24 protein-coding genes and 2 pseudogenes are annotated in these 21274 nt (G+C 47.3%); 9 read left to right on the top strand and 17 right to left on the bottom strand.

Going from position 1 to position 21274, the window contains the following annotated elements; all coding sequences use genetic code 11:
- Window positions 1-40: 40 nt before the first annotated feature.
- Window positions 41-961 carry a LysR family transcriptional regulator gene (locus tag GKO28_RS12325; protein WP_182076448.1) on the top strand — a complete coding sequence of 307 codons (921 nt, stop codon included), beginning with the start codon at window positions 41-43 and terminating at the stop codon, window positions 959-961.
- Between the two features lie 312 nt (window positions 962-1273).
- On the top strand, window positions 1274-1807 hold the full coding sequence (locus GKO28_RS12320) for an ankyrin repeat domain-containing protein (RefSeq protein ID WP_182076447.1): 534 nt from the start codon (window positions 1274-1276) through the stop codon (window positions 1805-1807).
- A gap of 343 nt (window positions 1808-2150) precedes the next feature.
- On the opposite strand, the gene GKO28_RS12315 is transcribed toward GKO28_RS12320, so the two are convergent.
- From GKO28_RS12315 to GKO28_RS12295, 5 genes are all read right to left on the bottom strand, one after another.
- Complete coding sequence (locus tag GKO28_RS12315; RefSeq protein ID WP_203564136.1) at window positions 2151-2828, bottom strand: 4'-phosphopantetheinyl transferase superfamily protein; 678 nt, start codon at window positions 2826-2828, stop codon at window positions 2151-2153.
- 235 nt (window positions 2829-3063) lie between these two features.
- Entirely contained in the window at window positions 3064-5133 is a 2070-nt protein-coding gene (locus tag GKO28_RS12310; protein ID WP_182076446.1) for a DUF748 domain-containing protein, read from the bottom strand.
- The gene (locus GKO28_RS12305) at window positions 5120-5290 is read right to left on the bottom strand and encodes a hypothetical protein (RefSeq protein ID WP_182076445.1); all 171 of its coding nucleotides are present in this window, start codon (window positions 5288-5290) and stop codon (window positions 5120-5122) included. The genes GKO28_RS12310 and GKO28_RS12305 overlap by 14 nt, the downstream gene beginning before the upstream one ends.
- 68 nt (window positions 5291-5358) lie before the next feature.
- Window positions 5359-5892, bottom strand: coding sequence for a DUF748 domain-containing protein (locus GKO28_RS12300; RefSeq protein ID WP_182076444.1), 534 nt, complete (start codon window positions 5890-5892; stop codon window positions 5359-5361).
- Window positions 5889-6641, bottom strand: a complete 753-nt coding sequence (locus GKO28_RS12295) for a DUF748 domain-containing protein (protein ID WP_182076443.1) — start codon at window positions 6639-6641, stop codon at window positions 5889-5891. Before GKO28_RS12295 ends, GKO28_RS12300 begins: the two co-directional genes overlap by 4 nt.
- Window positions 6642-7051: 410 nt before the next feature.
- Between GKO28_RS12295 and GKO28_RS12290 the strand changes: the two genes are divergently transcribed.
- The 6 genes from GKO28_RS12290 to GKO28_RS12260 all read left to right on the top strand — a co-directional run bounded on the left by GKO28_RS12290 (window position 7052) and on the right by GKO28_RS12260 (window position 11284).
- On the top strand, window positions 7052-7954 hold the full coding sequence (locus GKO28_RS12290) for an STAS domain-containing protein (RefSeq protein WP_182076442.1): 903 nt from the start codon (window positions 7052-7054) through the stop codon (window positions 7952-7954).
- Window positions 7955-8097: 143 nt separating this feature from the next.
- On the top strand, window positions 8098-8673 hold the full coding sequence (gene hslV / locus GKO28_RS12285; protein ID WP_182076441.1) for an ATP-dependent protease subunit HslV: 576 nt from the start codon (window positions 8098-8100) through the stop codon (window positions 8671-8673).
- Between the two features lie 353 nt (window positions 8674-9026).
- On the top strand, window positions 9027-9782 hold the full coding sequence (locus GKO28_RS12275) for a biotin--[acetyl-CoA-carboxylase] ligase (RefSeq protein ID WP_203564135.1): 756 nt from the start codon (window positions 9027-9029) through the stop codon (window positions 9780-9782).
- Window positions 9782-9952 (top strand): hypothetical protein, encoded by a 171-nt coding sequence (locus GKO28_RS12270; RefSeq protein ID WP_182076438.1) that lies wholly within the window; start codon window positions 9782-9784, stop codon window positions 9950-9952. The genes GKO28_RS12275 and GKO28_RS12270 overlap by 1 nt, the downstream gene beginning before the upstream one ends.
- Window positions 9953-9965: 13 nt before the next feature.
- A complete protein-coding gene (locus GKO28_RS12265; protein WP_307839104.1) occupies window positions 9966-10529 on the top strand; it encodes a type III pantothenate kinase in 564 nt (187 codons plus the stop codon).
- Complete coding sequence (locus tag GKO28_RS12260; RefSeq protein WP_182076436.1) at window positions 10526-11284, top strand: SPOR domain-containing protein; 759 nt, start codon at window positions 10526-10528, stop codon at window positions 11282-11284. Before GKO28_RS12265 ends, GKO28_RS12260 begins: the two co-directional genes overlap by 4 nt.
- 118 nt (window positions 11285-11402) lie before the next feature.
- On the opposite strand, the gene GKO28_RS12255 is transcribed toward GKO28_RS12260, so the two are convergent.
- The 8 genes and pseudogenes from GKO28_RS12255 to thiS all read right to left on the bottom strand — a co-directional run bounded on the left by GKO28_RS12255 (window position 11403) and on the right by thiS (window position 17482).
- The gene (locus GKO28_RS12255) at window positions 11403-12233 is read right to left on the bottom strand and encodes a transglutaminase family protein (protein WP_182076435.1); all 831 of its coding nucleotides are present in this window, start codon (window positions 12231-12233) and stop codon (window positions 11403-11405) included.
- Window positions 12234-12406: 173 nt separating this feature from the next.
- Window positions 12407-13036: a hypothetical protein gene (locus tag GKO28_RS12250; protein WP_182076434.1), complete on the bottom strand. Its 630-nt coding sequence runs from the start codon at window positions 13034-13036 to the stop codon at window positions 12407-12409.
- Window positions 13029-14264 carry a flagellar assembly protein T N-terminal domain-containing protein gene (locus tag GKO28_RS12245; RefSeq protein ID WP_182076433.1) on the bottom strand — a complete coding sequence of 412 codons (1236 nt, stop codon included), beginning with the start codon at window positions 14262-14264 and terminating at the stop codon, window positions 13029-13031. The genes GKO28_RS12250 and GKO28_RS12245 overlap by 8 nt, the downstream gene beginning before the upstream one ends.
- Before the next feature lie 32 nt (window positions 14265-14296).
- Window positions 14297-14848, bottom strand: a complete 552-nt coding sequence (locus GKO28_RS12240) for an LPP20 family lipoprotein (protein ID WP_182076432.1) — start codon at window positions 14846-14848, stop codon at window positions 14297-14299.
- A 109-nt stretch (window positions 14849-14957) separates the two neighbouring features.
- On the bottom strand, window positions 14958-15680 hold the full coding sequence (trmB, locus tag GKO28_RS12235; RefSeq protein WP_182076431.1) for a tRNA (guanosine(46)-N7)-methyltransferase TrmB: 723 nt from the start codon (window positions 15678-15680) through the stop codon (window positions 14958-14960).
- 126 nt (window positions 15681-15806) lie between these two features.
- Complete coding sequence (locus tag GKO28_RS12230; RefSeq protein ID WP_182077476.1) at window positions 15807-16253, bottom strand: GNAT family N-acetyltransferase; 447 nt, start codon at window positions 16251-16253, stop codon at window positions 15807-15809.
- A gap of 108 nt (window positions 16254-16361) precedes the next feature.
- Window positions 16362-17154: pseudogene (locus GKO28_RS12225) on the bottom strand (thiazole synthase).
- Between the two features lie 124 nt (window positions 17155-17278).
- Complete coding sequence (gene thiS, locus GKO28_RS12220; RefSeq protein ID WP_182076430.1) at window positions 17279-17482, bottom strand: sulfur carrier protein ThiS; 204 nt, start codon at window positions 17480-17482, stop codon at window positions 17279-17281.
- Between the two features lie 232 nt (window positions 17483-17714).
- Between thiS and GKO28_RS12215 the strand changes: the two genes are divergently transcribed.
- Entirely contained in the window at window positions 17715-18059 is a 345-nt protein-coding gene (locus GKO28_RS12215) for a DUF4870 domain-containing protein (protein WP_182076429.1), read from the top strand.
- Between the two features lie 54 nt (window positions 18060-18113).
- Here the strand turns inward: GKO28_RS12215 and GKO28_RS22315 are convergent, their stop codons facing one another.
- The 4 genes and pseudogenes from GKO28_RS22315 to gmk form a co-directional block, all read right to left on the bottom strand.
- Window positions 18114-18815, bottom strand: a complete 702-nt coding sequence (locus GKO28_RS22315; RefSeq protein WP_247646529.1) for an ACT domain-containing protein — start codon at window positions 18813-18815, stop codon at window positions 18114-18116.
- Window positions 18816-18985: 170 nt separating this feature from the next.
- A pseudogene (locus GKO28_RS22310) lies at window positions 18986-20134 on the bottom strand (bifunctional (p)ppGpp synthetase/guanosine-3',5'-bis(diphosphate) 3'-pyrophosphohydrolase); the annotation flags it as partial.
- Window positions 20135-20314: 180 nt separating this feature from the next.
- Entirely contained in the window at window positions 20315-20524 is a 210-nt protein-coding gene (gene rpoZ, locus GKO28_RS12205; RefSeq protein ID WP_173533297.1) for a DNA-directed RNA polymerase subunit omega, read from the bottom strand.
- 70 nt (window positions 20525-20594) lie between these two features.
- On the bottom strand, window positions 20595-21209 hold the full coding sequence (gene gmk / locus GKO28_RS12200) for a guanylate kinase (RefSeq protein ID WP_182076428.1): 615 nt from the start codon (window positions 21207-21209) through the stop codon (window positions 20595-20597).
- Between the last annotated feature and the right edge of the window lie 65 nt (window positions 21210-21274).

Raw genomic sequence — 21274 nt, 5'->3', positions numbered from 1 at the left:
TTACAGCTCATTATTTTCACACCAGCCATGAGAATTACTAATGCAGTCACTCCTCGAATTGCGTCACCTCAAAACCATTCTTGCAATTCAAGACAGCGGCAGCTTAACGCGCGCTGCTGAGCGGCTGCATTTAACCCAATCGGCTTTATCGCACCAAGTGCGTTTACTTGAAGACCATTACGGCCTGCCGCTATTTGCGCGCAAATCAACGCCACTTAAACTCACCGCCGCCGGTGAAAAACTGGCTTTATTAGCACAAACGGTGTTGCCAACCATTGCCAGCACCGAGCGCGATATTGCCCGTTTACGCGAAGGCCAAGCTGGGCAATTGCGCATCGCGGTCGAATGCCACACCTGTTTTGATTGGTTAATGCCAGCGATGGACCAATTTCGCCAACATTGGCCTGAGGTCGAGCTCGATATCGTCTCGGGCTTTCATGCCGATCCGGTACAGCTGTTATTTGAAGATCGCGCCGATTTGGCGATTGTGTCGGAAGTTGAGCCGCAAGCCGGTTTAAGCCATTTGCCGCTCTTTAGCTACGATATGGTGGCGCTGCTGGCGAGCGATCATGCGCTGGCCAATAAAGCGTATTTAGACGCCGAAGATTTTGCCAATGAAACGCTGATTACTTATCCCGTGCCCGATGAAATGCTCGATTTACTGCGAAAGGTCCTCAAACCGGCCGGCATCAACCCCAAACGCCGCCCTACTGAGCTCACCGTGGCAATGCTGCAATTGGTCGCTAGCCGCCGCGGCATTGCCGCCTTGCCGCGCTGGAGCGTGCAGCATTATTTAGAGCGCGGTTATGTCGTCGCCAAACCGATTACCCAGCATGGCTTGACGTCAGAACTCTATGCCGCCATGCCCAGCGAGCGCAGTCATAGCGTGTATTTAGCCGATTTTGTGGAAATTATGCGCAGCGTAAGTGTGCAAACCTTGCCCGGCGTGAGTCTGCTTTAAGCTGCGAAAAACTGCGGATGTACGTCAAGTTCAATCTACAGTCGGGCGACAATAAGCGCAGCCAATTGAGCCGCATTAGTCGTAAATAAACATCACAACTCACGAATTGATTCAGTGGGTGGAGAGGCGGCAGCCGAACCAAAGCAAATGCACAATGATAATGGGTAGGTACGATTAGCGTAGCGTAATCGTACGCATGCCATTCCTCCGATTACGCTGCGCTAATCGGAGCTACAATGCTGCATATTATTCAGCGGTTGCAATAAAAGGTGGCGATCCATATAAAAACGCTCAGAAGGAGTCTTGCGATAAATGCAATCAAAAATGAAATGGTGGGCTTTTTTTGCGGTGACGTTGACAATTGTATTCGGTGCTTGGCTTGCAATTAAACCAAGCAAAGAATATGAGTTATTAATCGCAATTCAATCAAAAAATAAAATCGCAGCAAAAAAGATGCTTCTTAGTGGTGATATTGATATGAATGCTAAATTGGGCGGGGATAAGCGTACATTTTTGCACGCAGCAGTAGAACAACATGACTTTGAAACATTAAAGCTATTGCTGAAATTAGGGGCTGTGGTTGACGCAACAAATTCGCATAATGAGACACCACTATATATCGCGGCATACCAACAAGATACAAATATGGTTTCATTGCTTTTGAATAATGGAGCAAACCCTAATTTTGCAGATTCAGAGTATGGCTATTATCCTTTGTTTTTTACTGTAAAAAATAAAAATACAGCAGCATCTTCCATCTTATTACGGCACGGGGCATCCCCATGCATACAAACTAAGAGTGGTCTTACGGCATATAGTCTAGCGGTTCAAAAAAAACCTGAATGAGCTTGCTGCTGAAATGCCTACTTGTAAATAAACACGGTAAATTGAATTTGTATGGCGCTGCGCCTGCGCATCTCGTATGTTGGGGTGTTGCAGTTATGGCTGACGGCCAACATTTACCGCGATTGTTGGGCTGCGCAAGCTCAGCACCAACCTACAAAAACCTTCTGCTCTGGGCTGACAACAACCTATCCCCCAGTCTAACCCAGTCATTTCAACCGAGCATTAACCCTAGTTTGCTGGTGGCGAGATTGGTCAGCGTACTTGCGAAAGTCGATCAGTTTGGGTGGATAAATCGAGTCAGATTTTGCACAAACTCGGTTAACAAACCCAACATCAACAGCCTCTAAGCAATCTCAAGCAATAACTGCCAATCATCCGCTGGATTTAGCTGCTGCCATACTTGCGGCGTATCGCTGGCTAAGGCCAATAAAACATTGGGTTTCACCTCCCAAACCTGCAAATACCACGGATGTGCATCGGGGCTATGACAAGTCCATTGGCCTTGCTCGAGCAACAAGACAAAGCGCGCTAAACCGCCCACAAGGCCCAGCCCCAAGGCTTTGAGCAAGGCTTCTTTGGCCACCCACAGGGTATAAAAAGCGCGCAACTGCGCCGTATCACTCAACGCGGCCAGCCACGCGGTCTCGCGTGGGTCGAAATATTGCTCGGCAATCGCCAAGCATTGTCGGCGGGCGCGTATGGTTTCTAAATCAACCCCAACCCGCCCCTGCCCCAAGGCCGCCGCGCAAAAATTTTGCCCATGACTCCAAGACAATCCGGTCGAAAATGGCCAATCCTCCGCCACAGGGCGGCCTTTATCGTCTTGGCTTAACGCCAATTGGCGGTGATTTTTGTGCAATAACTGCTGGGCTAAAGCGCGGGCGGCCAAAAACTGACCACGGCGGGCCTGATTTTGAATTTGCGATAAACGCGCCAATTGCAACGCATTCAATTGATCAATAGTGCTCGAAAAATCAGCCTCTGGATCGATAGACTGAAATTGAAAATATGAACTTAACACAGCTTAAATCCCAAACTTAAACGCGACACCGCCATAAAACCAAGCGGCTGATAAAAGCGCAATCGACGACAAAAATCGGCACAAACCTCAGGCGTACTTGCATTACCTTGTCATATAACGCCGACGTCTTGGCCAACAAGATTAACGCAAAAAATCCATTCATTCATCAAGCAAAAAGCGGATTTGCCTGCAGCTTGATTGCTGGCGAATCCGCTTTAATACCAGCAATTGATATTTATTTAAGTTTAAATTGCACTCTAGACAATGAGCCCTGATCGGCCGCCAAATCGCTTTGCGTGGCATTAATTTTGGCTTGAGCAATAAATAATCGCGCACTATCGACCCCCGCCGCTTGTAATGCGGTTTTTACCTGCTGCGCACGGCGCATGGCCAAAGCCTGCAATTGCTCATTGCTAATCACCGTATTGGCTAAAATGAGTTTTTCCATTTCTGCTGCTGGCAGTGATTTATTTAAACCGAGTACATTTTTAGGTTTATCAAATTTTTCATTTTTATACACTTGCGTGAGCAATGCATCACGTTCAGCGGTGCTAATGGCCAAATCAGTATCCGAATCCATTGATTCAGATTTTTCACCCAATTGAGCAGCTTTTATTTTCAGCATTTTTTTATTTAAATCCTGCATCCGCAAGCCTTCGGCATCACTCGCTAGGCTCGCCCAACCGATAATATCTAGATTCAAACTTGGCCTGTCGATTAAGGCTTGTGACAAATTACGAATTACCAATTGCGCCTGATCATTTAATTGTGCGCTACCCGAAGCAAAATCAATATACGACAAACGCGGCCCATCGCTAAAGGCATCGGATAATGCATCAAAGGGTGAGGTCACCACTTTTTCAACCACATTCACCAGCGCCTGCCAAATAATGCCACCCAAACTAAACTGCGGATCATTGAGTGAACCTTGAATCGGCAAGTTCAAATTAATTTGCCCTTTGCGATTGGTGAGTAAAGACAGCACAAATTTAACCGGCAATTTAGTTGCCGTCACACTTTCAACGGCTGGCCCTAAAGTCAATTGATCTAAAAATATTTTATTACTGGCGGTTAATTTTTGATTTTCAATCAAATACGCAACCTCCATCGACATTTTGCCTTTTTCGATGCCGTATCCTGCGTACTTAATGGCAAAAGCCGATGCATTGGTTAATTCATAACCTTTAACACCACCTTTCAAATCAATAAATAAGGTTTTAGACAGCGGATTTAAACTACCTTGAATCTCCACCGGCGCCACATAATCCATACTACCGCGCAAATTCAACGTAGCTCTATCGTTTTCATTACTCGACAAACCACCAATCACCCCACCCATTTCGGTTAAATTGGCAGAAAAATTCGGTTTGATAAATAAATCGGTATATTGAATTTGCCCATTATTCAGCGTTACTTTGTTGATTTTAATCGGAATATCTAGGCCACTACTTTGGGCTAAGGTTTTTTCGGCTTCGATGGGCGCGCTGGCAGTCGCGGCGCTGCGCTCAGTGGTACGCTCGGTGGTCACAGAAACTTCGCCAGCATCTTTAACCATGACGTCTTGTAAATTTAAACGACCATCGGCAGACAAAATCAAGCGCGAATAAAAATCACTCAACGCGATTTCATTGATATCAATATTCAGCGGTGATAACTGCGCTTTGATGCCACCAATATAAAAACTTTTCCATTTCAAAAAGTCATTGCCCGTTATTTTATCCAGCGCATAAACATTATTTGCGCTCAAATTACCCGTATAAGTCGCCGATAGTTTGGGCTCTAAAGCCAAACGTAAATTTCCTTTAGCGTTTAAAAAGCCACGTGCTAAAGAAATATTTACATATTGATTAAAATACGGCTGGCCATACGCGGCATCAAAATTGGCTAAATCTAAATCTAAATTCGCAGCAAACGGCTGTGGCACCCATGAACCAGCCACTTTGATTTTGGCGCTACGCCCGCCTTGCGCCTGCAAACTCATCGTGGCGCGTGAATTGGGCCGACTGTTTACATTATTTAAATTTAATGCGATATTTTTCCAAATCAGGGGTTTACTATTGGCAATGCGCTGATCAATATATTCAACCTTCCAATCTTGCCATTGTCCAGATTGCAATAAAACAGACCACTCAGGACTCGCTTTAGATTGTGCTGGTTTTTTACCCTTGGACTCTGGCAGTAATTGCAAGAGGTTAAGTTCACCATCTTTTTGCTGCAATACGTTTAAATACCCATTTTTGCTGAGTAGATTGCCCACTTTAACGGCTTTAGTGGCTGAGTCGATACTGGCTTCAGTCAATTGCAATTGCTCGATGCTTAACGCTGGTTTTTTTGGTTTTCGCTGCGGTTAAAGTAAAGCGATCAATATCCAGCTGCAGATTTTTTAATGCATATTGCATTGGATCTGCCTGCAGCTCGAGTTCGGTGGCAAAGCCAACCGTGGCCGCTAATTGGCTTGGCAATTGAGCTTGGTAATAGCCAGCATAATCAGCAATTCGAACCTGTGAAGCGTTTATTTTTTCCGGATAATTTAAGTGGCGAGGCTGTCACTTGCAATTCTGCGGCTAAACTCGCCGCTTGCTGCGTTTTCGCGCGCAAATTGCACCGGGAATGGCGCGTGGTTTTGATTTGAATAATTTTTAATCTTCAAATCAATCGCTTGCAATGCAGTCTCTACTTTGGGGTTGACCGCTTGATCGAGCCAATGCAGCTGACTATCCGTCACTTTCAACTCATTAAACGCCAATAAAGTTGAATTTTTTTCAGCTGGCTCTGCCGTTGCTTTTGCATTGGCCGTGGTTTCAGGAACTAACGTTTGCCAATTAAAAACGGCAGCCTGATTGCGCGACAATTGCACATCCAAACCACGTACATCAATCAAACCAAAACGATATTCTGCCAGCTGGGGTTTAACACTTTTCAGTTCGACCTTTAGCTGGTCGAGCGCAATAAAAGACTGGCTGTTTTGCGTAATCGCGGCTTGATTCAGCTGTAAATGACCATTAAATAATAAATCGGCACGATCTTTTTGCTGGCGAAACACCATCTCGACATCAGCGCTCAATACCGCCGATGGCACCGCAATCCCCTGAGGAAATTTGGCGCATAAGCCAAAAATGGTGTCAGGTCTTGCTGATTAATTTTAATTTTTAGTAAGGTATCTAAACTATCTTCAAACGGTTTACTTTCTCCTTTTAATTCAAAGGGACGGCCATTAAACCGAGCGGAAAGTTGCGGCTGAATATATTCGTTAATTCTTTGGGGTAAGGTCGATAAAAATGGTAATGAAAAATTGAGCTGATCAAGAGTTTGATTTGCGCCAACCACACGATCATCTAGGCGAATATCGCCACCAATAATGCGAATATTATTTAGCGAAAATCGCGGCAGCGGTTCATCGGTTTTAGTCGTTTGGGATTTTTGGGGGATTAAATCAGAAAAATTATAACGATCGGCAGCCAGACGAATGAGTGTTACCTTAGGCGTATCCAAAGTAATACTGCGCACCACGGGCGCCATTCGCCAGATTGAGCGCCATTCGGCATTCACTTGCAAAGATTTAAAGCTCACAAATGGACCGTATTGATCACGCACGGCGACATCACTTAAATCAAATTGCAGTGAATAAGGATTAATCGCCAATTCACCAATTTTAACTGGGCGGTGTAATATTTGGCTGGCTTCTTTTTCTAGCCACGGTCGCAGCAGCGGTGGTAATGCCCAATGCACCAATGCGCCCAGCAATAAAATACTGGCCAGCACATATATTGCAAAACGAAACCAGCGCTGGCGCTGAAAAAATGATTTAAGCATATATAGATTTAAATGAGATAGTCACAAAGAATTAGCGAATATTTTGCTTGTAAATAAGACCCTAGGCTGCGCATCATTCGTTCACCTATACTTAATGAATATTAGCAGTAAAATCTAAGCGCTTTGAGTGATTTCACCAATAGGATATCAGCAGTGTTTTCGTTTTTTTCGTAAAAAAAGATCAAGATGGTAATGAAGTTTTAACGCAGACCGCGCCCATCACGGTAGCGGCAAGCCGAGAAGGCATTGCAACACAATCTCGCCCATTTGGTCCGGAAACCATCATTCCCCTCGCTACAGAGCCGACTGAGCCGCAACATCATGAGACTCAGCAATACGATTTATCGCTATTAAAAATTGAAGTCGAAACTAATCACGATAGTTTATCGGCAGCTGAAGAGCAGGCTGCCATGCTACACGCCAACAGTCAACTTTCAGCAGCAATCAGCATTTTAGAGGCCGATCGGCCTGAATTTATTGGTCAACGCCGGCTTGAGCCTTGGTTAATGCTGTTTGAGCTATACCAACAACAAGACAATCGCGAAGCCTTTGATGCTTTAGCGCTTGAATTTGTCATCACTTTTGAAAAAACTCCGCCAATTTGGCGTCAGCATAGTCAGCATCAACCGCAAGTTGCCAGCACTTCTGCTTACTATGTCTTCCCAGCGAAACTAGGGATTGAAACCATAGAAAAAGAAGCCAAGCAATTTTTGGCATTACGTAAAAAAAATCCAAATATTCGTGTCGATTTTAGTAAGGTGCAAAAAATCGATGCACTAGGTGCGGCTGAATTAGTTGCGGTTTTACCACGGCGCAATAAAGAGCAAGGTCAGTTGCAATTGATTGGTGCACAAAATTTAATCTCGCTGATTAATAATAAAATTGAAGTGGGTCGACGTATACCTGCCGAAGCCCCATTTTGGCTGCTGTTGATCGAAATACATCAGATTTTAGGTCAGCAAGAAGCGTTTGAAAATTTAGCGGTTGATTATGCAATTACCTATGAGGTGTCGCCACCTTCTTGGGATATTGCGCAAGCGCCGAAAGACAGCCAACAAATTGCGCTCGATGAAGCCAAAGCGCGCGCTGAACTGGCCAATGAGGCCGATCAAGAAGCCCAACTCATCGGCATTATTACGGCCGAACAACCGCAGTTGATCCAAAAAATAGCCGATCTGGTCAACGATCAATCCGTGACCACGCTGGATTTTTCGCGAATTGATCAGATTGATTTTGAATCTGCCGGACAAATCCTCAATTTGGCCATGACATGGTTACAGCAAGGCAAAAGAAATTCGCATTATCAACATTAATGAATTGGTGCTGGGTTTACTGCGGGTGATGGGCATTGCTGACATGTTGCAAATGGAAAGACGCAAATAATCCCAAGCTGGCTTGCTTTTCATCCAACTGATGCCATCTAGAACCCAAATTTATTTAAAAACAGGAGTTCAGCATGGAACAATTTGACGGCACAACAATCGTCTCAGTACGTCGTGGCAAACACGTGGCCGTTGGCGGCGATGGCCAAGTCACTTTGGGCAATGTCGTCATTAAGGGCACAGCCAGAAAGGTGCGCAAGCTGTATCACGACCAAGTGATTGTCGGCTTTGCCGGTGGCACGGCGGACGCCTTTACGTTGTTTGAACGCTTTGAAGCCAAATTAGAAAAACACCAGGGCCATTTAACCCGCGCGGCGGTTGAGTTGGCTAAAGACTGGCGTACCGATCGGATGCTACGTCGACTCGAAGCCATGCTGATTGTGGCAGACCCAACGGCGACCTTGGTGGTCATTACCGGTAATGGCGATGTGCTTGAGCCCGAAGAAGGCATTGCCGCTATTGGTTCCGGTGGCGCATTTGCGCAAGCGGCGGCGACCGCATTATTGCAAAACACCGATTTATCACCTGAAGTTGTGGTGAAAAAAGCCCTCGAAATTGCCGGTAATATCTGTATCTATACCAATCAAAACCACACCATTGAAACCATGGGTGGTAGTGAACCGGCGAAGATTGCGGCACCAACGAACTAAGCTCGACTCACGTTGGGTTTGCCCATAGCGGCAAATCCAACATCCATCGCCACAATGTTGAACTCAATCGCCAACTTGCGCGCCTACCGCGTCGATCTACGCGCACGCTAGCGCCAATCTGCAGTAAAATCGCCCCATGCACGATACCATCAGCCTTCTGCGCGAGCTTAATGCGCACGATTTCACCTCGGGTGCCGAGATTGCCCAACGCCTGGCTATTTCCCGTGCGAGTGTCTCACTGGGGCTAGCCAAAGCCGAAAGCCTACGGCGTTAACCTAATACGTCGCCACGGAGTTGGCTACCGCCTTGAACAGCCGATTGATTGGCTAGACCAAGCCCTAATCCAGGGGTATTTGCAGTCCAGTAGCGTCGCCAATGTTCTTGTGAGCAATACCCTAGGTTCAACCAATCGACAATTATTGCTTGATCCACAGCATGGCAAATTACTGGTCACCGAATGGCAAGATGGCGGCCGAGGGCGTTTAGGTCGCCCGTGGATGGGCGTGCTCGGTGGCAGTTTATTATTTTCTTTAGCGTGGCGCTTTGATGGTGGCTCGGCGCAATTGGCAGGTCTACCTCTGGCCGTTGGCGTTGCGGTAGCTAGCGTGCTGCGCCAAGCAGGCGTCACGGCAATCGGGCTAAAATGGCCAAATGATTTATTACTGCAACTTGATCGCCAACAATGGGCCAAAGTGGGCGGTATTTTAATTGAAATGCAAGGCGATGCCCTTGGCCCTTCGCACGTGGTGATTGGCATCGGGCTCAATATCGCCCTACCCGCTCAAGCGCAAAACCAACTCGATCAAGTGGCCGCCAGCTTAGTGCCGGCAGGCTTAAATTGCGGGCGTAATGAATTACTGGCGAGATTAATCAATAAATTAGAAACCACGCTCAGCCAATTTGCCCAAAGCGGTTTTTCGTCGATACGTCCGCAATGGGAAGCACTTCATGCATGGCCCACTGAATTACTCAATGCCATTGCCCCGAATGGGCAAATAAAAACAGGGTATTTTGCAGGACTAAGCACTGATGGTTCTCTGCGGCTCAATACCCCCGATGGTGAATGCTTGATTCATACCGGCGATGTGAGCTTAAGGCGGGCTACATAATGTGCCAAGCGCCCTATTTATTACTTGATTTAGGCAATAGCCGAATCAAATGGCGACACAGCCCATCAGGCCGCAGCGGCGTTGCCCATACCAGCAGCGAGCTTTGGCAACAATGCGCCAACTTACCCGCTGGCGCGCAAATTTTAGGCTGGCGCAGTCGGCGGCGCTGATTTACAACAGCAAATCGATCAACTCTTTAGCCAGCACTGGCAAGTGCGACCACAATGGCTGCAAGTCACTCGCCATGCGCTAGGCATTGTGAATCACTATCCACAGCTTCACGAGCAAGGCCCTGATCGCTGGGCGGCCATTTTAGGCGCTCGCCAGCACTTTCCACAGCAAAACCTCTTGGTTATTTCGGCGGGCACCGCCATTGTCATCGATACCCTACTGGCCAATGGCGATTATTTAGGCGGCAGCATCGCCCCGGGCCTTGGGCTAATGAAATCGGCGCTACATCAAGCCACCGCCCGCTTGCCGCATGCGAACGGCACACTGCAAGCCTTTCCCCAATCAACACTAGACGCCATCGAAACCGGTTGTGTTCGGGCCATCATCGGTTCCATCGAGCAAGCACTCAGCGCCGCACTCGCCCATGGTCATCCTATCGAGCAAGTGATTGTTTTCGGTGGCGATGCCGCCTATTTACAAACTTTACTTAACGCCAAGGCGATTGCGGTGGATAATCTGGTGCTCGACGGTTTAGCCGCTTTACTCACTGCAGACGCAGGAACATTAAGCCCATGAAATGGCTGTTTATTACACTCGTTATTGCCAATTTAGCGGTCTATGGTTTTTCTCAACTCGAAACGCCAGCGTCTTCTATTGAGCTCAGTCAGCGCGAAAAAAATGCCAGCGCAGTGAAAGTCGTCACCGGGCAATTAGGCCAAGCCACTGCGGTTAACGTCGCCAGTGAGCCTGTGACGACGAGCGCACCGCTGGCGACTGCAACTGCAACTGCAACTGCAACTGCAACTGCAACTGCAACTGCAACTGCGAAGCCAACCCCAACCAGCAAACCAACGCCAACGCCGGTGGCCGAGATTGGCCGTTGCTGGCGCTGGGCTGGGATTACTGGCGATCAAATCGACAATGCCCGCACTAAAATTCAAAACCTAAGCTTAAACGCCAGCGAAACCGCCAGTGGCGAATCGAGTAAGGTTTGGGTGTATATGCCGCCGCAGGCCACATTAGAAATCGCCAAACAAAAAGCCGCGCAACTGGCCGAAATGGGCGTCACGGATTATTTTGTCGTCAACAATGGCGGTCGTTGGCAAAATTCGATTTCACTTGGGGTATTTAGTCATCGTGAAGCAGGCGAGCGCCATTTGGCTGAGCTCAAAGCCCTTGGCGTCAAATCAGCCGTGGTGCGCGAAAAAGACGATACCCTAAAACAAGCGAGCTTTAGCTTTAAAAACCTCAATTTGCAGCAAAGCGATAAACTGGCTAAACTCAGCGCGCAATTTAGTGGTTCGGTATTACGCGAAAACAAATGCAAATGAGTGTTCATGCAAAAGTTTGATGACTCGCCTTTGAGGCCATAAACAGAACACTGTAATGCAAACATTGAAATAAAAAGGCATAAACTTTTAGGTTTATGCCTTTTTATTTACAACCAAACTAAATTATTTTAATTCGATCTTTATCTGGATAAAAATCTGCCAAAATATGCGTCATTGTTGCGGCAGAAATAGGATATTTTCTTTGAAATACTTTAGGCGTTTTCGCGCCAATTGGCATTAAGCGAATTTGCGTTGCATTCGCATTAAAATCATAGCGATGCTCTAAACGCGTAGTAAAGTAATACAAATACGGTTTAATCCATTTTAAATAATATTTAGGTTTAATTACCGTCGTTGACTGCAAACTCAAATTATCATCTCCTTGATAAATCGCCTGCGTGAGTTCCAGCGCATTCGCCGCTTGCTGATTGAGCATTGGCATAATATTCCATTGTGCGTCTGCCATCACCCATTTGGCTAAATCATGTAAATACACTTCCGTGACCACATGACCGGCACCTGAGCGTTTATGCTCAACATTCTGCGTCATCAAACTCAGTATTCTGGCTGGGAAACCCAAGGCTGCCAAGGCTGTTGCTAAAACGATGGCATATTCAACGCAGCGAAACTGTTGCCCTTGCGCGGCCTCTTCAACAATCGTCATCGCATCATTTTGGCTAGGGGTGTTTTGGCCATTGTGCTGCCAAAGATGATGTACCCAATGCATCACGCGCTGTAAACGCACGGTATCTGTTGATGCTGATTCAATCAATTCATCTAATGCATATTTAATTCTAAATTGGGTTAGATATTCATCTTGATCGCTGGCAAAATGCGATTCTAATACAGACAATGCTTGCTTATCAAAATCAATACGCTGATCAATGGGTGCAACCAATGAACTTATTTTTTTAAATAATTTAAAACGCTGCAGTCGATTGCGTAACATTGCACCCCCTCAATTAAACACCAGCACTGCGATAAATTCAGCGTCGAGTTTAATACACTGCTACAGCGACTGCATCAATCGAAATTCAATCTGAATTAATCAAGCTAAAAATACAACAAAAAAAAAAACAGCGTAAAAACGCTGCTTTTTTGCTCATCCAATCATGGCTCAAATTAAGGGTAACTATAATATTGCCAGCGCAGTTCGGAGTTTTTCTCCGTATAAAATTGCGGTGCTGCTAATTTGCGTCCCGGCACCGGCATTTCAGGCTCTGGCACTTTAGTCGCCTCAACTTCTTGTCCCCAAGCTGGGCGATTTTTTGTCGCCGAACTCATTCCTTTAGCTGGCGGCAAAATGGCATAGCTTGGAATTTGCGATGCCGGCAATACCCGCACAAAACCCGGTGTTGCCCGATACGATTTAGCATGAGTGCTCGACTTGGCGTGTGTTTTGGATTTTGCCGCACCATGCGCCCCCGGCGCTTTAGAGCGAACCACCGGCCGATGCACTGTAGGCGCGGTATATTGTGGCGCAACATATCGCACTACCGGCGGCGGTTTGACCGGCATCACTTCAGGGGCGGCGGCAGGCTCGGCAGCATGCCCGCCTTCGGGTTGAGCGATTTTAATCGGCGAACTCATTTGCTGAGGTGCCGCATGACGCGATTTTTCCGCCGGTTTTTCAGCGCCCGCCGGCGCATGCGATTCAGCGGCCTTAATCGGTTTGGTTTCAGCTTTATGCGCTGGCTCATTGGCCCACAGCACGGTGGGCATCAAAAATATTAGTAGTGTTTTCTTAATCATTATTTCGCTCCGATCCAACAAAACGAACATAATCACCCGGCTCCACTTTCAAGCCGTCGATCCTTCCCATCGCAAATAAAGGCTGCACTTGTTGCACCGTGAATGTGCCGCCTTTTTGTTCTGGCATACCTAAACGCGTTGTCGGCGCAAAATTTGCCGAATCAACCGGCATTGCCGTCGGTGAAATACGATAAACCTGCAGGGTATCGCCAGGCCGCAAATTAGATGTATAGCCTGCATCGATATACACCGAGTTTTTTTCAACCCGCGTAATCTTGGCCGAAAACGGAATACAGCTTAAATCTTGTGCCACTAAGCGACTGGCTTCTTTCAGTTTATCGTTCACCAACCGGCCATAATCAGTCGCAGCAAAACCTGCGGTACCCAAAGCACTACCCAGATCTTGCACCACTTCGCCATTGGCTTTACCAGCAATTCGGTGCCGATTAACTAGCGCTCCCGATACACCATCAAAGACAAATAAATCTAAATCAAAGCGACGTGCGGCAGGCACGGCTTTAACGCCAACTTGGGCAAAATTGAGAATCGGTAAGCTCGCCACTGATTTTTTTTCATACGGGCGAAGGTCAGAGCCGTAGGCCAGGGTGTAGCGCTCGCCGAGCATTGAGGTATCGCGCACAATGCCGCCAACGATAAATTGCACTGAATATTGCTGCGCCAAGGCACGTACTCGTTCAGGTTGCAATAAAGGATCGACAAATTGCGGCAACACATCAAACACCGCCACGCCCGGTGCGCGTTGCGGTAAAAACTGTTGGCTGTCGTACAACTGGCGAACCAGCTCGATTTGAATTCCTTCGGGAAACCGATCTAAATCTTGCGTTTGTGCCGGATGCTCAATCCAAAAATACGAAATCAGCACCTTACGGCGTAAATCATCTAAATCACAACGGGCGGTATTGGCTGGACGCTGAGTGGGCGTATTGGCTTTACTCACTGGCGCAGCAGGTGGCGCAATATTGACAACAACGTGGATAAAGCCATTGCTTTGCCACTCTCGCAGCAGCTGATAATCACCTTGCGGCGTACCGCTCACTTTGGTCGTTTCGCCCCATTGCCCTTGTTGTTTGACGCTTAAACTCGTCACTTGCGCGCCATTAAACAGCGCGGCATTTTCTAGCGCGTCTTGCACCGCCAATGTTCGCGCCGCAGCCAGCCCATCTAAACCGACCGGCGCAATTCCTTCAAATTCAGCGGCCCATGCCATTTGGCATAACAGGCAAAAAACAATCAATTTTTTCACAAGGAGAGGTAGTAATTTTGAGTCGGTGAAATTTGCGCTGCTAAGGGTTGCGGCACTGCGGGCATTGGCGTTAGTGCAGCGGGGGTATGCGCTGCTGGCGGTGCGACAACAGCCTCTTTCACTGGTGGCGCGGCGCGATAAAAATCACCACCAAGCGTTAATTCTAAAATGGTTTCAAAAGCACCATCCGGCAATGGCGTAATACTGACGATTTTAGCGCCACGTAGATAAGCCTCAACATAGGCTTTATAACTATCGCTCGTCAGCGCCATTGCAGAAACGGTGCTGCTACCGACAATTTTAATGCCAGCAACGGTTTCCGCTAATGATCGATACGCATCGAGCTTAGCAGCTCGCATCGCCAATAAGTGTCGCTGCGCTTGGCTCAAACCCTCGCCAAGCGGCATTGCGCCATGTCCCACTGCGGTCACTTTAGTGGGTAAAACCGCAGGAGGCATGTCGTCGCCCGCTATTTTTCCCGAGCTAGCGCAAGCTGTTAGACCGAACACGGTCACCAGCAAGACAAGAATCAGTTTTAATTGGTGCATATTACGCTCCCGCCCATACAATATGATTAACTCTAGCAAGCCTAGCGACAGGCGCTAGTTCTTTTATATCGGCGGAAAATGACTTTTCTAAAGCGTAATCGCCCCAAGCTTATTTTTTCTTAAACACTAAATCCCAAACACCATGGCCTAATTTAATGCCGCGGTTTTCAAACTTAGTCAGCGGGCGGTATTCAGGACGCTCAGCAAAGCCTGTTGGACTGGTCGCAGTATTCTCTAATGTTGGTTCAGCACTTAACACCGCCAACATTTGCATCGCATAATCTTCCCAATCGGTTGCCAAATGCAAATAGCCACCCGATTGAATCCGCGAGACCAATTGTGCAACAAATTCAGGCTTAATTAAGCGGCGCTTATTGTGGCGCGATTTATGCCATGGATCAGGAAAGAAAATATGCGCGCCAGCCAAACTATCCACTGGCAGCATGTTTTCTAATACTTCAACGGCATCGTGTTGCACGATGCGCAAATTACTTAATGACTGCTCACCCATCAATTTTAATAAGCTACCCACGCCTGGCGTATGCACTTCTACGCCTAAAAAATCGGTCTCTGGGCGCTGCGCCGCAATCTCTGCCGTTGCCGTGCCCATGCCAAAACCGATCTCTAAAACGCGCGGCGCTTTACGACCAAAGACTTGGTCTAAATCCAGCGCATTGGGGCTGTAATCAATACAAAATTGCGGACCAAATTCTTCTAAAGCTCGCGCTTGGCCGCTCGACAAATGACCTTGGCGTAAAACAAAGCTACGAATACGGCGTTGTTTGAGCGCATTGTCTTCGCTGTCAACTGCGGGATTTTGTTCGTTTTCCATGCTATTTCCTTATGCTTTACCGGATAAAAAATGCCGCAGCATCGGTTTAGCAGCGGCATTTTTATTGAATACGCGTATGGTAAAACGACTGGCCGATTTCACCAAGCTTTACCCACGTTTCAAGGCTCAAACGGCCAAGGAATAATTACGAAATTCACGATCAAGTTGATACGCCAATGATTCATACAATGCTTGCGCTCGGGTATTGCTGTGCGCGGTAGAGAGTTCAAGTCGCGCCGCACCAACAGCTTTGGCATGTGCTGCAGCTTTTTGCATTAACTGACGTGCAACGCCCTGCCCGCGCGCCGCTTCAATCACGTATAAATCATTGAGTAATAAAATGCGCTGGCATAGCGATGAACTAAACAAAGGATAAAGTTGGATAAAACCCTGCACCGCACCAGAATCACCTTCGGCGAGCAAAATCACCGACTCACCCAAAGCCAAGCGCTCACCTAAAAATTGCCGCGCGAGAGCCAGATCACTGGGCATTTGATAAAACACTCGGTAAGCATCAAAAACGGCAGCCAGAGCATCCAGATCATCTAAATTAGCGTAGCGAATTAAGCACATATGCATCTCAAATAAAAAAAGGGTATTGGCTTGCAGCATACGATTAGCGATAGCAGCAAGGCAATACCCTGATTACTCAAAATTTCAGAACAGCTTGTTCTCTAATTTTTATTTCGCAGCAGCAATCATCCCGGTCACTGGGCTTGATGGATCAGCGCTATACAGTTTGCGCGGAAACACGGCCCGCCAAAAAGGCATCGCGACCGGCTTGGACCGCCAATTTCATCGCTCTGGCCATCCGAATTGGGTCGCGCGCACCGGCAATGGCGGTATTCATCAAAATCCCATCGCAACCGAGCTCCATCGCAATCGCCGCATCCGAGGCCGTACCAACACCGGCGTCGATCAACACCGGCACTTTGGCCGAATCAATAATCAGGCGCAGATTCCATGGATTAATAATCCCCATGCCCGAGCCAATTAAAGACGCTAACGGCATAATCGCGCAACAACCAATTTGTTCGAGTTCTTTGGCAATAATCGGGTCATCCGAGGTATACACCATCACATCAAAACCATCAGCAACCAAGATTTCTGCCGCTTTTAAGGTTTCACGCACATTGGGATACAGCGTATTGGGGTCACCCAAGACTTCGAGCTTGACTAATTTATGGCCATCGAGCAATTCACGCGCCAAACGCAAAGTACGCACTGCGTCTTCACTATTGTAGCAACCGGCAGTATTGGGTAAGTAAGTGTATTGCGATGGTGGCAGAGCCTCTAATAACGACGGCTGACTGGCATCTTGGCCAATATTGACGCGGCGAATCGCTACAGTGACAATCTCTGCGCCCGACTCATCCACGGCGGCACGCGTTTCTTGGAAATCTTTATATTTACCTGTGCCAACAATCAAGCGTGACTGATACGTTTTACCGGCAATTTGAAACACATCTGACATAGTAAACTCCCTGCGTAGCAATGAATTATTTTGCGCTCAACACCAAAGCGGGCTATGGGTGGTACGAATTTTTTAGTGGTATCTTTCTGTGGACCATATTAAATAATACCTACAGGCTTATACCTCAACCACCACCCACAGCAACCACCATTTCTAGCACATCCCCATCGGCCAGCATGGTCGCCGTATATTGGCTTTTTGCAATGATTTCACCATTGCGCTCAATCGCAATCCGCTTATCGAGCAAATCTAAAGCCACCACTAACTCAGTGACATTGAGCGCAGCAGGAAAAGTTTTCGCTTCTCCATTGATTGAAATTTGAATCATGAAATCAGCCCCCGAGGCAAAGAGATCGTCAGTTTATCATGCTAACTGGGTGTTTTTTTGACGCCGCGCAGCTCTAACCCGCATTGCAGCTGTCAATCTGGGTTAAATTTGTGCGCGCTTGGCCGAAGAACGACGTTGGATGGTGAATTTTGACTAACGCACCAAGGATTAGTAAGTTTGTAGTATGCTTATCAATTGAATGCGTCACCCGAAGCACGAACAAGGAGTTGTTATGAATGAAATCGAAATCAACCCAACACCCAGTCACGAAAGCCAAAATATTATTTTGCTAATCTGGCTTGGCACTTTATTTTTTGGTTTTATCCCGTCTTTGATTATTTATTTAGTCAAACAAGACGATGCCGCAGTAACAGATCAAGCCAAAGAAGCACTCAATTGGTCGATCACCACCATGCTGGGCTACGCCGTAGGCTGGGTACTGATGTTTGTTTTGATCGGTTTTTTAATCTTGCCGGTGGTGGCAATTTGCCATTTGATTTTTTGCATTTTAGGGGTGGTCAACGCCAGCAAAGCGCAGCCGTATCGCCTGCCATTCAATTTGCGCTTACTGAAATAAAAAAGCATTCGCCTCGATCGAGGGGAATGCTTAATTTTGCTTGCGCTGTTTTAGCTACAGCGCGCGCACCCGCTGTAAACGATACACCGTCGGCAAGCTGCGTAAACTCTTTAACACCCGCGCTAAATGTAAGCGATTACTCACCTGCAGCGTAAATTGCACGCTCAAATAGCGCTCATGTGAATCGACCATATCGCCCATCGTCACCGCCGAAATATCAGCATCGGCATCGGCAATAGCTGCCGCCAATGCTGCCAAAGTACCGCGCTCATTCTCTGCTAATACTTTCACCGGCACATCAAACATTCGAGCAACTTCAGGATCCCAATCGACATCAATCAATTTTTCAGCGTCGATGCGGCCTTTAGAAACTTGTGGGCAATCATGCGTATGCACCACCAAACCTTGGTCTTTTTTCACAAAGCCTAAAATCGGATCGCCAGGAATCGGATTGCAACAGCGGGCAAATTGAATTGCCATGCCTTCGGTACCACGAATCGACACCGACATTGGTTTTTTACCTTGGCGTCCGTCTTCCGACCAAGTGCCAGCTAATTGCAATAAGCGCTTAGCGACCACCACGCCTAATTTTTGCCCTAAGCCCACATCAGCCAGTACCGAATCACGCGATTTTTCGCCACTTTCGCGCAGATATTTTTCCCACACGTCATCACTGACTTGCAAAGGTTGATGCAAGGCGGAAAAAGCTTGATTGAGCAAGCGCTCGCCCAAATGCACCGATTCATCAAAGCGCATGGTGCGCAAGAAATGCCGAATTTGTGAGCGCGCTTTACCGGTGGTGACAAACGCCAGCCAGCTTGGATTGGGTTTGGCATGTGCCGCCATGACGATTTCGACGTGATCGCCAAATTTTTAAGCTTATTACGCAGTGGCACGAGCTCGTGATTAACCTTGGCAGCAATACAGCGGTTGCCAATATCAGTATGCACGGCATAGGCAAAGTCTACGCAGGTCGAGCCATTGGGCAGACTTAAAATCGTGCCTTTTGGCGTAAACACATACACTTGATCAGGGAATAAATCGACTTTGATGTGCTCAAGAAACTCAACCGCATCGCCACTTTCAGATTGCAGCTCAAGTAAAGACTGCAGCCATTGATGGGTTTTTTGCTGAACTTCAGAAAAGCCTTCATCACCGCTTTTATACATCCAGTGGCTGGCAACACCCGCATCGGCAATGCGATGCATTTCATTGGTGCGGATTTGCACCTCAATCGGTGTACCGTAAGGGCCAAATAAGGTCGTGTGCAAACTTTGATAACCATTGGTTTTAGCAATGGCAATGTAATCTTTAAACTTACCCGGAATCGGCTTAAATAAGGCGTGCAAAGCACCTAAAGTCAGATAGCAATGGGCAACGTCTTTAACGATGACTCGAAACGCATAAATATCCAAGACTTCAGAAAAGCTCAGATGCTTTTCTTGCATTTTGCGATAAATCGAAAATAAGTTTTTTTCTCGACCGGTAACAACCGCATCAATTTGCTGAGTCTGTAATTTGGCTTGAATTGAATCGAGGATTTTTTGCAGCACTTCTCGGCGATTGCCGCGCGCTGCTTTTAATGCTTTGGATAAAACATAATATCGACGCGGATGAATGTATTTAAACGCTAAATCATCTAGCTCTTGATAAACACCATTTAAACCAATGCGATTGGCAATCGGCGCGTAAATTTCCATGGTTTCGCGGGCAATGCGTTTTTGCTTATCCGCCCGCATCGAATCCATCGTGCGCATATTATGCAAACGATCCGCCAGCTTAATCAGCATCACGCGTAAATCGCGCGCCATGGCCAAGAGCATTTTACGGAAATTTTCAGCTTGAGCTTCTTCGCGGCTTTGAAATTCCAGCTTGTCGATCTTGCTCATACCATCAACCAGCTCAGCAACGGCTTTGCCGTAGCGCTCAGTTAATTCGAGCTTAGTCACACCGCTGTCTTCCATCACATCATGTAATAAAGCCGCAGCTAAAGCTTGTGCGTCCAGTTTCCATAGCGTGAGAATGCCGGCTACAGCTAAGGGATGCGAAATATAAGGTTCACCAGACTGACGCATCTGACCACGATGCGCCGCCTCAGCAAACAAAAAAGCCGAGAACAACATCTCTCGGTCTTCATTTTTGAGGTAAGCCGTTTTTTCATTTAAAAACCGGCTCGCCTCCTCAATCACTTCCGGTGCATCAATTAACGCCGGTACATCCGCTGAAGTGAGAGAGAGATTCTGCATCGTTTACAATTAAGAACGAGTACGAGTCAGAATATCAACACCGACCAAACCTGCCGACATTTCGCGCAATGCCAACACAGTTGGTTTTTCACGGCCGTTGTTTTCTACTTGTGGGGTTGAACCGTTTTCGATTTGGCGCGCACGAAATGCAGCCGCCAAAGTCAGGTCAAAACGATTAGGAATGCGATCAAGGCAATCTTCAATAGTTACACGTGCCATAGGGTTTATCTCCGAGTGCGGCTAGCCCGTGGATGGGCGAAACCGCATATTATATCACTTACTGCGAAAATTAGCCTTTTAAGCTTGAAATCAAGGCGGTATGGCGCTCGGATTGACGCGCTAAGGTCAATCGCTGTGTACGCACCACGGCAATGATGTCACGAATCGCATCATCGATATGCTCATTCACAATCACAAAATCAAACTCATCGACATGATTGACCTCTTCTTTGGCGACCGCCAAACGGCGCGCGATCACTTCATCGCTGTCTTTGCCACGACCACGCAGCCGACTTTCCAAAGTTGCCAAGCTAGGCGGCAAGATAAAGATGCCGATGGCCGCGGGGAATAAACGACGCACTTGCTCGGCGCCTTGGCAATCGATTTCCAATAAAATATCCCGGCCATTGGCCATGACTTCATTAATCCACAGCTGCGAAGTGCCGTAATAATTGCCATACACCTCGGCAAATTCCAACAGCTCACCCGCCGCAATCATTCGCTCAAATTCGGCGCGATCGACAAAGTGGTAATCCTTACCATTCACTTCGCCGTCGCGTGGTGGGCGAGTGGTAAACGAAATCGAGAGTTGAACTTGGTTATCGGCAGCAAGCAAAGCTGCCACCAAAGTCGTTTTTCCTGCACCTGATGGTGCTGTCACCACCAGCAAATTACCTTTGACCATATTTAAATCCTCTACAACCAGCAAACAAGTCGCAATAGTTTATTCGATATGAACTTGATTACTAA

The organism is Deefgea sp. CFH1-16 (assembly GCF_016881365.1).
Classification (GTDB): Bacteria; Pseudomonadota; Gammaproteobacteria; order Burkholderiales; family Chitinibacteraceae; genus Deefgea.
This window is presented reverse-complemented; position numbering and strand designations above follow the sequence as displayed.

Bases quoted from the DNA above. Each gene is read 5' to 3' on its own strand.
- GKO28_RS12325 (WP_182076448.1), top strand. From the start codon at position 41: ATGCAGTCACTCCTCGAATTGCGTCACCTCAAAACCATTCTTGCAATT.
- GKO28_RS12320 (WP_182076447.1), top strand. From the start codon at position 1,274: ATGCAATCAAAAATGAAATGGTGGGCTTTTTTTGCGGTGACGTTGACA.
- GKO28_RS12295 (WP_182076443.1), bottom strand. From the start codon at position 6,641: ATGCTTAAATCATTTTTTCAGCGCCAGCGCTGGTTTCGTTTTGCAATA.
- GKO28_RS12290 (WP_182076442.1), top strand. From the start codon at position 7,052: ATGCTACACGCCAACAGTCAACTTTCAGCAGCAATCAGCATTTTAGAG.
- hslV (WP_182076441.1), top strand. From the start codon at position 8,098: ATGGAACAATTTGACGGCACAACAATCGTCTCAGTACGTCGTGGCAAA.
- GKO28_RS12270 (WP_182076438.1), top strand. From the start codon at position 9,782: ATGTGCCAAGCGCCCTATTTATTACTTGATTTAGGCAATAGCCGAATC.
- GKO28_RS12260 (WP_182076436.1), top strand. From the start codon at position 10,526: ATGAAATGGCTGTTTATTACACTCGTTATTGCCAATTTAGCGGTCTAT.
- GKO28_RS12255 (WP_182076435.1), bottom strand. From the start codon at position 12,233: ATGTTACGCAATCGACTGCAGCGTTTTAAATTATTTAAAAAAATAAGT.
- GKO28_RS12250 (WP_182076434.1), bottom strand. From the start codon at position 13,036: ATGATTAAGAAAACACTACTAATATTTTTGATGCCCACCGTGCTGTGG.
- GKO28_RS12245 (WP_182076433.1), bottom strand. From the start codon at position 14,264: ATGGCATGGGCCGCTGAATTTGAAGGAATTGCGCCGGTCGGTTTAGAT.
- GKO28_RS12240 (WP_182076432.1), bottom strand. From the start codon at position 14,848: ATGCACCAATTAAAACTGATTCTTGTCTTGCTGGTGACCGTGTTCGGT.
- trmB (WP_182076431.1), bottom strand. From the start codon at position 15,680: ATGGAAAACGAACAAAATCCCGCAGTTGACAGCGAAGACAATGCGCTC.
- GKO28_RS12230 (WP_182077476.1), bottom strand. From the start codon at position 16,253: ATGTGCTTAATTCGCTACGCTAATTTAGATGATCTGGATGCTCTGGCT.
- thiS (WP_182076430.1), bottom strand. From the start codon at position 17,482: ATGATTCAAATTTCAATCAATGGAGAAGCGAAAACTTTTCCTGCTGCG.
- GKO28_RS12215 (WP_182076429.1), top strand. From the start codon at position 17,715: ATGAATGAAATCGAAATCAACCCAACACCCAGTCACGAAAGCCAAAAT.
- GKO28_RS22315 (WP_247646529.1), bottom strand. From the start codon at position 18,815: ATGCGCTTTGATGAATCGGTGCATTTGGGCGAGCGCTTGCTCAATCAA.
- rpoZ (WP_173533297.1), bottom strand. From the start codon at position 20,524: ATGGCACGTGTAACTATTGAAGATTGCCTTGATCGCATTCCTAATCGT.
- gmk (WP_182076428.1), bottom strand. From the start codon at position 21,209: ATGGTCAAAGGTAATTTGCTGGTGGTGACAGCACCATCAGGTGCAGGA.